The 14,522-nt window shown below is 67.6% G+C and carries 11 protein-coding genes and 2 pseudogenes; 9 read left to right on the forward strand and 4 right to left on the reverse strand.

What is annotated here, in order from left to right; genetic code table 11:
- Window positions 1-260 precede the first annotated feature (260 nt).
- From RZR99_RS18155 to RZR99_RS18180, 6 genes and pseudogenes are all read left to right on the forward strand, one after another.
- Window positions 261-2,633 (forward strand): ATP-binding protein, encoded by a 2,373-nt coding sequence (locus tag RZR99_RS18155; protein ID WP_323121151.1) that lies wholly within the window; start codon window positions 261-263, stop codon window positions 2,631-2,633.
- A gap of 19 nt (window positions 2,634-2,652) precedes the next feature.
- Window positions 2,653-3,387 carry a methyl-accepting chemotaxis protein gene (locus tag RZR99_RS18160; protein WP_323121152.1) on the forward strand — a complete coding sequence of 245 codons (735 nt, stop codon included), beginning with the start codon at window positions 2,653-2,655 and terminating at the stop codon, window positions 3,385-3,387.
- Window positions 3,384-3,923 carry a hypothetical protein gene (locus RZR99_RS18165; RefSeq protein WP_323121153.1) on the forward strand — a complete coding sequence of 180 codons (540 nt, stop codon included), beginning with the start codon at window positions 3,384-3,386 and terminating at the stop codon, window positions 3,921-3,923. Before RZR99_RS18160 ends, RZR99_RS18165 begins: the two co-directional genes overlap by 4 nt.
- A gap of 28 nt (window positions 3,924-3,951) precedes the next feature.
- Window positions 3,952-4,941 carry a chemotaxis protein CheX gene (locus tag RZR99_RS18170; RefSeq protein ID WP_323121154.1) on the forward strand — a complete coding sequence of 330 codons (990 nt, stop codon included), beginning with the start codon at window positions 3,952-3,954 and terminating at the stop codon, window positions 4,939-4,941.
- A gap of 36 nt (window positions 4,942-4,977) precedes the next feature.
- Window positions 4,978-5,343 carry a response regulator gene (locus RZR99_RS18175; protein ID WP_323121155.1) on the forward strand — a complete coding sequence of 122 codons (366 nt, stop codon included), beginning with the start codon at window positions 4,978-4,980 and terminating at the stop codon, window positions 5,341-5,343.
- A 285-nt stretch (window positions 5,344-5,628) separates the two neighbouring features.
- A pseudogene (locus tag RZR99_RS18180) lies at window positions 5,629-5,829 on the forward strand (transposase); the annotation flags it as partial.
- 28 nt (window positions 5,830-5,857) lie between these two features.
- On the opposite strand, the pseudogene RZR99_RS18185 reads toward RZR99_RS18180, so the two are convergent.
- From RZR99_RS18185 to RZR99_RS18195, 3 genes and pseudogenes are all read right to left on the reverse strand, one after another.
- Window positions 5,858-6,112 (reverse strand): annotated as a pseudogene (locus RZR99_RS18185) (IS30 family transposase); the annotation flags it as partial.
- A gap of 214 nt (window positions 6,113-6,326) precedes the next feature.
- The gene (locus RZR99_RS18190) at window positions 6,327-7,436 is read right to left on the reverse strand and encodes a potassium channel family protein (protein WP_323121156.1); all 1,110 of its coding nucleotides are present in this window, start codon (window positions 7,434-7,436) and stop codon (window positions 6,327-6,329) included.
- Between the two features lie 126 nt (window positions 7,437-7,562).
- Window positions 7,563-8,891, reverse strand: a complete 1,329-nt coding sequence (locus RZR99_RS18195) for an NAD(P)/FAD-dependent oxidoreductase (RefSeq protein ID WP_323121157.1) — start codon at window positions 8,889-8,891, stop codon at window positions 7,563-7,565.
- A 247-nt stretch (window positions 8,892-9,138) separates the two neighbouring features.
- Here RZR99_RS18195 and RZR99_RS18200 point away from each other — a divergent pair, with 247 nt between their 5' ends.
- The 3 genes from RZR99_RS18200 to RZR99_RS18210 all read left to right on the forward strand — a co-directional run bounded on the left by RZR99_RS18200 (window position 9,139) and on the right by RZR99_RS18210 (window position 12,735).
- On the forward strand, window positions 9,139-9,765 hold the full coding sequence (locus tag RZR99_RS18200; RefSeq protein ID WP_323121158.1) for a nucleotidyltransferase domain-containing protein: 627 nt from the start codon (window positions 9,139-9,141) through the stop codon (window positions 9,763-9,765).
- Window positions 9,766-10,133: 368 nt separating this feature from the next.
- A complete protein-coding gene (locus RZR99_RS18205; RefSeq protein WP_323121159.1) occupies window positions 10,134-10,988 on the forward strand; it encodes a helix-turn-helix domain-containing protein in 855 nt (284 codons plus the stop codon).
- Between the two features lie 91 nt (window positions 10,989-11,079).
- On the forward strand, window positions 11,080-12,735 hold the full coding sequence (locus tag RZR99_RS18210) for an ATP-binding domain-containing protein (protein ID WP_323121160.1): 1,656 nt from the start codon (window positions 11,080-11,082) through the stop codon (window positions 12,733-12,735).
- A 31-nt stretch (window positions 12,736-12,766) separates the two neighbouring features.
- On the opposite strand, the gene RZR99_RS18215 is transcribed toward RZR99_RS18210, so the two are convergent.
- Window positions 12,767-14,320 carry a methyl-accepting chemotaxis protein gene (locus tag RZR99_RS18215; RefSeq protein ID WP_323121161.1) on the reverse strand — a complete coding sequence of 518 codons (1,554 nt, stop codon included), beginning with the start codon at window positions 14,318-14,320 and terminating at the stop codon, window positions 12,767-12,769.
- Between the last annotated feature and the right edge of the window lie 202 nt (window positions 14,321-14,522).

The raw sequence follows: 14,522 nt of genomic DNA on the forward strand, positions 1-14,522 counted from the left end.
CCGACACCATCCGGCGACGGGAGTTAACGGCATTTTTTCAGCCGACTTTAGGCTCCTCCGATCAATTCGAACGACGGCATTTCACTTTCGTTTCTCCGTGCGGAATTTCCGCAGAGAAAGGCCGGAAAACCGCGTCGAGTCATCGCTTCGTCACATCCCGCCCACGATAATCCAGTCGCTCTTTTATCCGACAAAACATGCAAGAGCGTGCCGCCGCATCAGAGGCGCGAATGACCAGCTTGGCCCGGGGAATTTTCAACATGACCATTCGTCACCGTATCACCCTGCTCGTGGTGTTGATGTTCGTCGCCCTCTCGGCGATCGGCGGATACGCCGTCTACCAAACCCGCCGCAGCGCCGCGGACGTCAGGCTAGTCACGCAGGGCGTCGTGCCCAGCGCGCTCGCCTCCGCCGATCTCGTCTCCCAGGTAAAGGACGTGCAGCTCGCGACGATGACGCTCGTCTATGCGCCCGACAGCAACATGGTCGAACAGGCGCGCAACGAGCTGAAGGCGAAGGAACAGACGCTGCGCGGCGCGCTCGACGTGCAAGCGAAAGCCGCGGCGAGCCACGCTCAGGAAGGCCTCGTCGCGCAGGCGCGCGACAGCCTCGCGAACTACTTCAACGCGATCGGCGATATCTCGCAGATGAAGGCGGCCGGCAAGGACGCGCTCGCGCAGGCCTACCTGTTCGCGAACGTCGCGCAGTACCGCGACGAACTCGAAGGCATCGTCGGTACGCTGCGCGTCGAGAAGAATCGCCAGAAGGACGACGCGATCAGCACGCTGAACGGCATGCTGTCGACCACCACCACAGCCATCGCGAGTGTGACCGGCGCGGCCGTGCTGCTGCTCACGGTCATCGGCGCGCTGCTGTATCGGCAGATCACGCGGCCGCTGAGCCGCATGCAGTCGATGATGAGCGAGATCGCATCGAGTCAGGATTTCACGCGCCGCGTGCCGGTCGGCCGGATGGACGAGATCGGTCATTCGATCGTCGCGTTCAACGGCATGATCGAGCGGATCCAGCACAGTTCCGCGCAGCTGAAGCAGAAGACCGCCGACATCCAGGCGATGCTGCAGAACATGCAGCAAGGCATTCTGACCGTGGTGGACGGCGCGGTGGTCCACGCCGAATATTCGACCTACCTCGAGGCGATCTTCGAGACCGGCGACATCGCCGGGCGGCCGCTGATGGATCTCGTGTTCGACCACACCGATCTGGGCTCGGACACCCTGTCGCAGATCGATGCCGCCGTCCATGCGTGCATCGGCGAGGACGGCATCAATTTCGCGTTCAACCAGCACCTGCTGCTGAACGAAATCGTGAAGACCATGCCCGACGGCCGCCGCAAGACGCTCGACCTGAGCTGGTCGGCGATCACCGATGATCACGACGTCGTGATGCGGCTGATGCTGTGCGTGCGCGACGTCACCGAACTGCGCCAGCTCGCGGCCGAGGCGGGCGAGCAGAAGCGCCGGCTGGAAATGATCGGCGAGATCCTGGCCGTCAGCGAGGAGAAATTCCATCAGTTCGTGGCCAGCGCGTCGGGTTTCATCCACGACAACGAACGGATCATCCGCCAGTACACGCACGCGGACCGCGCGGCCGTCGACGAACTGTTCCGCAACATGCACACGATCAAGGGCAACGCGCGGACCTACAGCCTGCAGCATCTGACCAGCGTGGTTCACGAAACCGAGCAGCGCTACGATCAGCTGCGCCGCCAGGCCGCCGAGCATGCATGGGATCAGCAGGTGCTGATCGCCGATCTCGCGCGCGTGAAGGAAGCGCTCGAACACTACGCGCAGATCAGCGCCGGCAGCCTCGGGCGGCGCGGCGCGGCCGGCCAGCGCGACGCCGACGGCTATCTGCGGGTCGAGCGCAAGCAGATCCAGGAGAGCCTGGCGCTGCTCGATTCGGTCGACCCCGCCGATCCGCGCGCGCTGCTGACGATGCACGACTCCGTGCGCCGCACACTGCGGTTGCTCGATACCGGGACGCTCGCCGATGCACTGTCCGGCGTGCTCGATTCGCTGCCCTCGCTCGCGCAGGAACTGGGCAAGGCGCCGCCCGCCGTGCGCATCGCCGACAACGGCTACCGGCTGCGCAGCCACGCGGAGAGCACGCTGAAGAACGTCTTCATGCATCTGCTGCGCAACGCGGTCGACCACGGCATCGAGACGGTCGAGCAGCGCGGCGCGGCGGGCAAGCCGGCCGCCGGCGCGATCGACATCGAGGTCGGCGTCGATCATCGCGCGCTGCAGCTCACGCTGAGCGACGACGGCCGCGGGCTCGCACTCGAACGGATTCGCGGCGTCGCGATCGAACGCGGCTGGCTCGCGCCGGACGCCGCCGCCAGCGACGAGACGATCGCCGAATTCATTTTCCGGCCGGGCTTTTCGACCGCCGAACAGGTGACCGAAGTATCGGGCCGGGGCGTCGGGATGGACGCGGTGCGCGATTTCCTCGCGCGCGCGCACGGCCGCATCGAACTGCGCTTCACCGACGATCAGCCCGGCGCGGCGTACCGCCGCTTCCAGACCATCGTCCATCTGCCGGAAAGCTGGGCGGTGGACAGCGTCGGCGCAGCGGCCGCGCGGCCGCTGCCGCTCGACGCGCTGTCCGACTGAACGACCGGAGGAACGGGCTGTGGTGGAACGGTATCTGTTGGCGGCATTGGCGGGCGCGGCGCTGGTCGCCCTCCTCGCCTGGGTTTCGGCGCGGACGGCACGCGCCGGCGCGTTGCACGAACGCCAGGCGCTGAACGCGGCGCAACGGGATGCGCAGGCGGAAGCCGACGCGCGGCTGCACGCGGCACACGAGCAGTTCGCGCACGAACGGCTGGAACTGGACGCGCTTGTCGGCCGCCTGCGCGAGGATCTCGCGCAACAGGCGAATGAAGCCCGGGCGCTGCGCGCCGCGCTCGACGCGGCGGGCGGCAGCCGGGCGGACTGGCGGCAGCAGGCCGAGCGCATCGCGACGGAAGCGGCCCGGCTGAAGGGGCTCGCGGCCACCTTCGAACGCTGGCACGAGCAGATGATCTCGCTGATGTCGCAGAACCGCGACATGCACGTGAAGAATCACGAACTGTCGTCGATCGTCAGCCACGTGCTGATCGTGTCGCTCAACGCGTCGATCGAGGCAGCGCGCGCGGGCGCGGCCGGCCGGGGCTTCTCGATCGTCGCGGGCGAGGTGCGCGCGCTCGCGTCGCGCTCGCAGGAACTGTCGAAAAGCTATCGCGACAGCCTGCACCGCAACGACCTGGTCACCACCGCGACGTTCCAAGACATCCAGGCGGGCGGCAAGATGATCACCGCGTCGCTGGGCAGCGTCGAAACGCTCGCCCACCAATTCCAGGCGCAGCTGGAACGGGAGCCGGCGTGATCAGCGCGCAGGCCCGCGACAGTCTCGACCGGATCTTCCGGCAAGCCGCGCTCACGCGCCTGCCGGTACGCGACGGCGATCCGTGCAACATCGCGCCGCTCGACCCGCGCGACGCCAGCGCGCTGCCCGGCGACGACGTGGTCGTGCTGACCATCTCGTCGATGACGTTCAGGCTGCTGCTGGCGCTGCATTTCGCCGACGACGACGCGACCCGCGACTACTACCTCGCCGACACCGCCGGACGCACGCTGCGGGACACGCTGATGGAGGTCGCGAACCTGTGCTGCGGCGCGATGAACCAGTTGCTCGTCGAATGCTTTCCCGATCTCGGCATGTCGACGCCGTATCTGCTGAACCGCCGCAGCGTGCGCCATCTCGACGAACTGCGGCCCGGCTACGTGTCGGCGTACGGGTTGACGGTCGGTTCGTCGGTGCGGCTCGGCGCGACGCTGTGCGTGTGTTCGCACGCACCGCTCGACTTCGTCGCGAACCTGTCGGACGTCCGGCAAGACGTCGGCGAACTCGAACTTTTCTGATGCGTCGGCATCGAGCGGAGCCACAGCGATGAACATGAGCAAGCCGGTCAGCAAGGTACTGGTGCTGGACGACCATCCCGCGCACGCGGAAGCGATCAAGCGGTTCTGCGACGATCACAACCTGATCGGGCTGAAGGTGCGCAAGAACCGCCTGATGGCGGTGCTGCGTTCGAACATCGACCTGAGCGCGATCCTGCTCGGCGAACACTACGGCGGATCGCTCGCCGACTGCGCGGCGATCGCGACGCGCATCGACGCGCTGCGTCCCGAACTGCCGATCATTCTCAGGCGCGACGCCGAAGCGGTGCGCGACGGCTTGCCGGCGGCGCTGCAGCAAGTGATCTGCGCGACCTACGTCGCGCACGACATGGCCGCACTGCGCACCGTCGTCGACGAATACATCTTCAGCCTCGACTATCCGAACGCGCTGGTGCGCGGCATCTCCGAGATCACCGAGGCGCGGCTCGGCAGCCTGTTCCGGCATCTCGGCGTCAGCTGGGACACGCCGTGCATCGTGCGCGACCGGATCATCTTCGGCGAGGTATTCAGCCTGATGGCGCTCGAAAGCGCGTGGTGTCGCGGCTACATGATGATGCAGGCCGAGGAGCAGCCGCTGCTCGAGCTGCTCGCCGAGCAGCCGGGCCGGCACGGCGCGGCGGATTTCCGCGACCTGAACAGCGTGCTCGGCGAACTCACCAACCTGATCTGGGGCGCGTTCAAGGACCGCTATCTCGGCGACGGGCGCGCCGCGCCGTCGAGCCGGGTGCAGGTGCCGCTGCTGATCAACCACAAGCACCGCTACATCTCGTTCGGCTCGGACAATCCGCAGCTCTGCTTCAAGTACCGGCTCACCGACGAAGCGACGGGCCGGTCGGTGCATCTGGATCAGCGCTTCATTTTCAGCCTGCGCTGGTCGCCCGAGGAATTCGAGGCGGCTGCCAGTGCTCAGGCAAGTGCGGCGGAAGACGCGAACGCCGTCGACGCGCTCGTGGACGCGGGCGAACTGGAATTGTTTTGACGAATGCGCCCGAGGCGGCGCGACAAGGAAAAAATCATGGGCAAGATCCTGGTGGTGGACGATTCGAGCACGGTGCGCGACGAGGTCGCGGGCTTCCTGAAGAAAAACGGACTGGACGTCGACACCGCGATCGACGGCAAGGACGGCCTCGCGAAGCTGAAGGCGCAAGCCGGCATCCGGCTCGTGATCAGCGACGTCAACATGCCGAACATGGACGGGCTGACGATGGTCGAGAAGATTCGCGGAGAACTCGGCAACCAGTCGGTCAACGTGATCATGCTGACGACGGAAAGCAGCCCGGCGATGAAGGAGCGCGGCAAGGCGGCCGGCGTGAAGGGCTGGATCGTCAAGCCGTTCAAGGGCGACGCGGTGCTGGAGACGTTCAGGAAGCTGGCGGGCTGAGCCGGGGCGCCGGCGCCCCGCCCGGCCCGCGCGCGGCAGGCAGCCGACTCCAACACCTCGTCGGGGAGCCGCTACAGGTAAGGATTCCATGTTTGGAATTTCACTCTACCCACAATTCGGCAAAAGCATCAGTCGTCACGACATTCTGAGCCGGCATGCCCCCTAATACCCCGCCGTCATCTCGTCGACCGTGGACCGGCCAGCCTTTCGTAGACATCATCGAGCCATCATTTACGGCAACCGAGGCCAGCATGAGCTGGCAAGCGGTACACGGATGAGTTCAAGATCGGGGCAGTCAAACAGGTAACCGAACGGGGTCATTCGGTGGCAGAGGTGGCCCAGCGTTTGGGTATCGCGACCCAGAGCCTTTACGCACGGAAACTGAAGTTCGGCAGGCCCGACGTCGTGCGGCAGGCGGAGCTGGATCAGAGCGCCGAGGTTCGGCGACTGAAGGCCGAGCTCAAGCGCATGACCGAGGAACGCGAGCGACATTCTAGAAAAAGCCGCGGTAGGTTCAATGAGTCGCAGCAACAGCCTCGCGTAGCTTATCGGTCGGAGACATGAAGCCCAATGTCTTTCTGGGTCTTTCATTGAGTTGCGCTGCGATCTTGTTCAATTCCGCCTGCGAGTATTGATCAAGTTGCGTACCGTGGGGCAAGTACTGACGCAGGAGTCGGTTCGTGTTTTCGTGGGTACCACGTTGCCAAGGACTTCGCGGGTCGCAGAAGTAGACCTTCACGTCCGTGGCGATCTTGAACTCATCCGTGTGCCGCTTGCCGCTCATGCTGACCTCCCCGGTTGCCGTAAATGATGGCTCGAAGATGCCTACGAAAGGCTAGCCGGTCCACAAGAACAACGACACCCACAAATCGCAGGCTGAATAAGGCTCTAAGGGCTTCAGGCGGGAGCAAATGAGTCGCCCAAAGCCCTCGCCGGCGGCAGGCGCAATCGCAATCCGCCGTCAGCCCGCGCCCGCCGCGCGCTCAGTCCGCCTTGTCGAGATTGCCCGGATCGATGATCCGCGCCGACTGGATCACGACCAGCGTATCCCCTGCCTCGATCCGGCACGGCGGATCCTCGTAGAAGGACAGGGTCTTCCCCGTCCGCTCCAGCCCGATCACGATGGCGCCCGCGACCGCGTTCGACATGCAGCCGATCTCCTGCTTCGTGGCCGGGCGCTCGACCAGCGTCGCGCGGCCCCGGGTCGACAGCATGTCGTTGACGAACGGCACGATGTAGCGGCTGCTGACCGCATCGGCCAGCAGCAGCGCGCCGATCTTGGTCGACGACACGATCACGTCGGCGCCGGCCTGGCGCAACTGGCGCTGATACAGGTTCTCCTGGATCCGCACGACGATCTTCGTATCCGGCGCGATGCTGCGCACCGACAGCGTGAGCAGGATCGCGGTGGGATCGTCGGTCACCGAGATGATCACGGCCTTCGCGGTGCGCACCTGCGCCTGCTGCAGGAGATCCTCCTGCGCGGGATCGCCGCACAGCCCCGTGACGCCCAGCACCGAGGCCGCTTCCAACGTCTGTTCCTGCGCGTCGATCACGATGATCGTGGCCGGATCGACGCCGCTTTCCAGCAGTTCGCGCACCGCGATCGACCCGCTCAGCCCGTAGCCGCAGACGACGATGTGATCGCACAATTGTTTTTGCAGACGCTTCATGCGGTATTCCTCGATAACGCGCTGAATCACGAACTGGTAAGCCGTGCCCAGGAAGATGAACCAGATGCCGATACGGATCGGGACGATGAAGAACGCATCGAGCAGGCGGGCCCGCGCGGTCACGGGCACGATATCGCCGTAGCCGACCGTCGCGACGGTGACCATCGTGAAATAGACCAGATCGGCGATGCCCATCGGCGTGCTCTTGGTCGAATCGCGCAGGCCGTCGCGGTCGAGATACAGCACCAGGAACGCGAGCACGCACAGCCCGACGACCAGCCCGAGGCGGAATATCAGCGTGCGCTGCGGCGACGCGACGGGCCGGGTGAACAGCGTGCGGGAACGCGGCGCCTGCCACGGATTGCGCGCCCGGCGCAGACGGAAACGCAGCGACTTGCGGTGATCGGAAGGCGACGCCAACGAGTTTCTCCAGAGTGACAGCCGGGTGATTCTACGATGCCGCGGCACCGGTGCCGGCCGGATGCGCGGGCGGCATGCACATCCCGATGGATGCGCATGCCGCGCAACCGTGCCGGCATGAACGGGCTACAGCATGCTGGTCGGCCGCTTCATGGTTCCGTCGACGAAGCGCGCCGCGCGAAACGCCGACAGGTCGAGCGACGTCGCGCCGGTATCGATCCATTCCGCGAGCAGCCGTCCGACGATCGGCCCCATCGCGAATCCGTGTCCGCAGAATCCGGTGGCGATCGTGAGCCCGCGCAGCGAGCCCGGCGCATCGATCACGGGAATGCCGTCGGGCACCACGTCGATCAGCCCGGCCCACGCCTCGACGATCTGCGCATCCCGGAGCGCCGGGAACATCGCCTTCAGTTTCGCCAGCGCGCGCGGCGCATGAGCCGGGTTCGGCTGCGGACCGGGATCGCGCGGCTCGAGCGGATGCCACCCGCCGCCGAGCCGCTTGCACGCGTCGCGCCAGGCGGCGCCGTTCAGGTGAAAGCGGAACTTGTCGCGCTGCGCCCAAAGTTCCGGCCAGAACAGGCTCAGTCCGCGCAGATGGCCGAGGGTCATGTCGACGTCCACCTGCATGTCGTCGGCGAGATTGATCGCGCCGCTCGCACGCTGCCGGATACCCAGCCCGTGCCCCCACAGCGTCGCCGCCGATACCGCGGGCAGCACGTTGGTGCGCATGCAGGTGCCCCGCACCGACTGCTGCGGCAGGCGGACACCGACCCCGTCGAGCAGCCGATAGCTGGTCGCGCCCGCCGCGCAGATCACCCGCGACGCGCGGATCGTGCCGCGTTCGGTCACGACGCCCGTGACCGCGCCGCCCGCCGTCTCGATCGCGGTCACGCCGCAGCCCTCGACGAAGCGCGCACCGCCTGCCGCCGCCCGCGCCGCGAATGCGGCGGCAACCCGGCGGGGTTCGGCCTGTCCGTCGCTCGCCGTATAGAGGCCGCCGCGCGCGGGCACCGCGAGGCCCGTCACGCGTTCGCCGATCTGCGCGGGCGTCAGCGTGTGCGTATCGAGGCCGTGCGCGCGGGCAACCTCCATCCAGCGCTCGAACGACGCCAGGTCGTCGTCGTCGCCGGCCAGGTAGAGGCAACCGCCCTGGCGCCATTCGAGATCGGCGCCCAGCTCCCGTTCGAGCGTTTCCCAAAGGCGCATGCCGGCCATCATCAACGGCACCTCGGCGGCTTCGCGGCCCTGCTGGCGCACGAAGCCCCACGCCCGGGTCGACTGCTGGCCGGCGATCCGCGACTTGTCGAGCACCACCGCGTCGAGACCGCGCAAGCCGAGGTAGTAGGCGGCGGCGCACCCCATGATGCCGGCGCCCGCGATCACCACGTCGGCACGCTCGGGAAACGGCTCGTCGGCGCGGGAGAAGGCGCCATGAAGCGGATAGGTGGTCGTCATGCTGGCAAGTTCCGAAACGAAGAAAAAGCGTCGGGCGGGAAACCGCGCACGGGCCGCCTCGCGACGGCGCCGGGTCGCGCCGGGCCGGGCCGACATCGTCTCACAACACGCGCCACTCGACGCCATGCGGCAGGCGCGATACCGTCGCCATGCGCATCGTGCCGCCGGGCCGATCGGAAACGACCGTGCCTTCCCCGCCGAATCAGGCGATGATAGCGGCCGTCTCCCGAACCCGAGCGCCCTGCCCATGACCTCCGTCGCCCCCGCCGCGCCGCGCCTGCCCGAATTCCTCGACCGATGGCGCGGCAACCCCGCCACCACGTCCCAGATCGCGCGGCTCGAGCGCCTCGCGGCGGCCCTGCGCGCAACGCCCGGCTGCCTGGGGGCCGCGCTGCTGGGATCGTTCGCGAAAGGCAGCGCGGACCGCCTGTCGGATCTCGATCTCGTCGTGTTCTGCGCGGACGGCGCCAGCCAGGCCGTATTCGACGCGATCGGCGCGCAGATCGCGCCGTCCGACACGCTGATGACGTTCGACGGTCGGCATGCGCCGGACAGCCCGTATCGGGCGTTGATCTTCAACGATTTCACGTCGTGCGAATTCCACGTGATCCCGCCCACGCTGCCGTTCGCGCTGAAACAGCCGTATGTCGAACTCCTCAGCCGCGACGGCTGTCTGGCCGGCCGGGTCTGCGCATCGCCCGCGCCCGGCCGCGACGCGCTGCCCGTGTATCACGGCGGCGACCCGTGGCTGGCCTGGGAATTGCTCGACTGCATCAAGTGGCTGTCGCGCGGCGACACCGCGGCCGCGAAGCGGCATCTGGTCCGGCTGGGGCAGGCGATCTCGGCCGCCGATTCGACCGGTACGGCCGGGTAATGGCCTCGGCGACGCACGCGGTGCGCGTGCGCGGCACTGTCGGCCGGCGCATTGCGCCCTCCCGCCCCGGCTGCGCGTGCAGGCACGCCGCCAGGACTCTCGAACGCGGCGCCTTGCCAGCCCCGGACGTGGATCGAGCGCCGCGCGAGCCTTGTTGCACATGGCCGGCCGGCGTTTCCCAGTAACGTCGAGATACACCTTTCACAGAAACGTGCGAGGCCGGAGCGCGGAACGGAGCCCGTTTTGCGGTAAAGTTATCTCTTTCGCGCGTAGCCGGTCGGCTCGCCCCGATGGTATCGCCACGATGCCGAACCCGGCGCCGCAAGGCCCCATCCTGAACGTCATTCGACCCGATCCGCCCCCGTAGCATGGCCAATGAAGCAATCACCACGGATTCCCTCGCGGTCGCTGAGCGCGTGCGCGAGCTGATGAGCCGCAACGGCATCGGGAAACGGCAGCAGACCACCGAACTGTGCCGGATTCTCGACCTGAGCTTTTCCCAAGGGCACCGCAAGCTGCGCGGCAGCAGCCCATGGACGCTCGCGCAGCTGAAGAAGGTCGCCGAGGCATACGGCGAACCCGCCGCCCAGCTGTTCGGCGCGCAGGCGCTCGATCCCGGCATGGTGGGCGCGTGCTCGCAGGAAGCGGTGCTGTATGCGGGCATCGCCGAAATGCCGTGCACCGCGTGGATCGGCGCGCCGCTCGATCCCGGCGCGCGCCCCGAGTTCGTCGCCTACGAGCAGCAGGGCCGCTGGCGCGTGCTGCGTCACACCGGCGTGCTGTATCAGAACGCGTACGACGTGCACAAGATCGAGATCTACCCGCGCCGCGCCGAGAACGACAAGCTGCTCGTCGCGGTGATCGACGCCGACCGGCAGGATGCCGACGACGTGTGCCGCTACCTGGACGAACAGGGTTTCTCGACCGCCCATTTCGACCGCCTGCCCGCCTTCATCGACGCGCTGCAGGGCCAGGCTTTCGACGCGGTCGTCACCGAATGGGTGTTCGACGACTGCACCGCCGCCGCCGCGGTCAAGGCCGTGCGGGCGTCCGACAATCCGGGCGCGCCGGTGTTCGTGCTGACGGGCGACCTCCTGACCGGCCGCGCGAGCGAAATCGAGATCAGCGAAGTGATCCGCTCGTTCGACGTCGTCTGCTACGAGAAACCCGCCCGCATGGCGATCCTGAGCGCCGACCTGGCCAAGCGCCTGTCGCGCGGCTGACGCCGGCCCGTCCCGATTCCTCCCGCCTCGCGCGTCCTGCGTACAATAGCCGGCGATTCTCCGCCATCGCCAAGTACTGCAAGGACCCGACATGGCCCGCATCATCCCCGACGACTGGAAGAGTCTGGCCGCCACGGGCGCCGCCGAGCGCGAGCGCGAAACGCTGGCCGCGCTGGAGCAGGCGCTGCCCGACGGCTACACCGTCTATCACGGCGTGCACTGGACGCGCGCCGAGCAAAGTTTCTCCGTATTCGGCGAAGCCGATTTCGTGATCGTGAGCCCGGCGGGACGCGTGCTGCTGATCGAGCAGAAAGCCGGCTTCCTGCGCGAAACGCACAAGGGGCTCGTCAAGGTCTACCTGCAAACCGAACGCAACGTGTCGATCCAGCTCGCCCGCACGCTGGAAAGCCTGCACCGCCGCTTCACCGCGTCGTTCGGCGCGGGCGCGTACGGCATCGAAGCGCTGCTGTACTGTCCCGACTACACGGTCAGGAACGCGGCCATCGCGGGCGTTCCGCCCGACCGGATCGTCGACGCGACGCGCAAGCATCAGTTGGCCGACATCATCGTGGCCGCGCTGCCCGCCGACGAGCCGCGCTTCGCCGGCGCCCCGAAGATCCATCATTTCCTCGCCGACGAACTCGCGCTCACGCCCGATACGAGCGCGCTCGTCGGCCAGGCGGACACGCTCGTCACGCGGCTGTCCGGCGGCCTCGCGACCTGGGCGCGGCGGCTGGATTTCGCGCCGTTCCGGCTGCGCGTGATCGGTACCGCCGGTTCCGGCAAGACCCAGCTCGCGGTGCAGGTGATGCGCGACGCGGTCGCGGCGGGCCGGCGGGTGCTCTACGTCTGCTTCAACCGCCCGCTCGCCGATTACATCGCGCGCATCGCGCCGCCCGGCGCGAAGATCGCCAACTATCATCAGCTGTGCGACTGGGTCGCGCGCGACGGCGGCCACGTGCCCGACTTCGAGGCGCCCGACGCGTTCGCGCAGCTCGAGGCGCGCTTCGCCGACGCGCCGGTCTCGGCGCGCTGGACCTTCGACGTGGTGATCGTCGACGAGGGGCAGGATTTCCACGCGCCCTGGGCCGCCGCGCTCGAACGCGTGCTCGCCCCCGACGGCGCGTGGTGGTGGCTGGAAGATCCGCTGCAGAACCTCTACATGCGCGCGCCGGTGGCGCTGCCGGGCTGGGTGACGATCCGCGAGCTGACCAATCATCGCAGCCCCCGCGACATCCTCGACTACGTGCGAACGGTGGTCGGCCGAGTCGAGCCGCTGGCGGCCGAGCTGCGGGCGGGCGGGCCGTTCGACGGCTCCGAGATCGCCGTCAATCCCTATCCCGATGCGGACCCCACCGCACAGGCGTGCATCGACGCGACCAAGCGCGCGATCACGCAGGCGCTGTCGCTGGGGTTTCGCAAGCAGGACATCGCGGTGCTGTCGTTCCGGGGCCGCGAAGGCTCCGCGCTCGCGGCACTCGACCAGTTGGGCCCGCACCGCGTGAGGAGTTTCACCGGCAAGTACGACCTGTTCGGCAACCCCGAATACCGCGAAGGCGACGTGCTGCTCGATTCGATCTACCGCTTCAAGGGACAGGCCGCGCCGTGCGTGATCCTGACGGAAGTGGACTTCGATACATTCGACGAACGCGCGGCGCGCAAGCTGTTCGTCGGCGCGACGCGCGCCACGATGAAGCTCATCGTGGTCGCATCGCAGCGCGCGGCGGCGCACCTGAGCCCGGCCTGACGGCCTGGCCGGCGCCCGCGCGCCGCGCCACTCACGCGACCTGGAACGCGCCCACCGCGCGGCGCAGCCCGTCCGCCTGTTCTTCCAGCGACGCGGCCGCGGCGGCCGCCTGCTCGACGAGCGCCGCGTTCTGCTGCGACACCTGATCCATCTGCGACACTGCGCGATTCACCTGTTCGATGCCGTCGCGCTGCTCGTTGGACGCGGCGGCGATTTCCGACATGATGCCCGTCACGCGGCCGATCGCACGCTGGATTTCCTGCATCGTGTTGCCGGCCGAGCCGACCAGGCGCGACCCCGTCGCCACCCGCTCGACCGATTCTCCGATCAGGGTGCGGATCTCCTTCGCCGCCGAGGCCGAACGCTGCGCGAGCGTGCGCACCTCGCCCGCCACCACGGCGAAGCCACGGCCCTGCTCGCCCGCGCGCGCAGCCTCGACGGCCGCGTTCAGCGCGAGGATGTTGGTCTGGAACGCGATGCCCTCGATCGTGCCGATGATGTCCGCCACCTTCTGCGAACTCTGGTCGATCTCCGTCATCGTGCCGATCACCTCGCCCACCACGGTCGCGCCCCGGGTCGCGATGTCGGACGCGCTGTCCGCGCAGTGCTGCGCCTCGCGCGCGTTGTCGGCGTTCTGCTTCACGGTCGCCGTGAGCTGCTCCATGCTCGCCGCGGTCTCCTGCAGCGCCGATGCCTGCTCTTCCGTGCGCTGCGACAGATCGGTATTGCCCGCCGCGATCTGGCGCGTCGCGGTCGCGATCGATTCGGAGCCGTTCGTCACCTGACGCACCGTCTGCGCGAGGCTGCGCTGCATGCCCGTCACGCCCTTCACCAGTTCGGCCATTTCGTCGCGGGAGGTCCAGCGCAGTTCGGCCGTCAGGTCGCCTTCCGACAGGCGGCGGAAATGACCGAGCAGGCGCCCGAGCGGCTGCGTGATCGCGAAGTGCAGCCCGATCGCGCAACCGACGCAGGCAGCCAGCCCGAACACGATCGCGGCGGCCATGCCGATCCGCAGCCACTTGAAGGTCTGCTGCGCGGTGTCGAACACGTCCTTGCCGCGCGCGGTCTGGAAATCGTCGAGTGCGTTGGTAGCCTTCGACAGCGCGACCGACAGCGGAGGCGCGACCGTCATCATCAGCCGGTCGGCTTCACCGTGCCCGCCGGCCTTGACCGCGTCGATCATCGGCCGGATCGCCTGGTCGACGAACGCGCGTCGCGCGGCGCCCGTCTGCGATGCCAGCGACTTCTCGTCGCCGTCGTGCGGCAGCGCATCGTAGTCGCGCCACGCGCGCTCCGACGTTGCGAGATAACGTTCCGCCTTGGTGACGGTATCGGCCAGGTCGGCGGCCTCGGGGTGCAGGATCGCGCGGTCGAGCGTCGTGCGCACGATGGTCAGGTTGAGGTTCGACGCGGCGAGCGCGGTCTTCGACGCGAGCTGCTGCGTGTAGGCCTCCTCGAGCGCATCGTTCGAGCTTTGCATGCCGAACAGCCCGACGAGGCCGATCATCACCAGCAGCGCCGCGGCCAGGCCGAGCGTGGAGAAGATCCGGGTACGAATTGAAAAACGGGAAAACAGAGCATTCATGGCGGGACGGGCGCAATAAGGAAAGTCGTGGGACGTCTCCGGCGTTTACGGTCCGCCTACGTAAAACTTGAGACGACCGCCCGCGGCAGGCGGTCGCAGCCCCGCCGCCGCGTGCTGCCCGCGCTGTCATGCTTGGTTACGCCGTGAATATTTTGTGACAGGGCAGATATTGACTAGTCAAGTGATTGCTCCTACATTTCCG

It is taken from the genome of Burkholderia alba (assembly GCF_034721475.1).
Lineage (GTDB): Bacteria > Pseudomonadota > Gammaproteobacteria > Burkholderiales > Burkholderiaceae > Burkholderia > Burkholderia alba.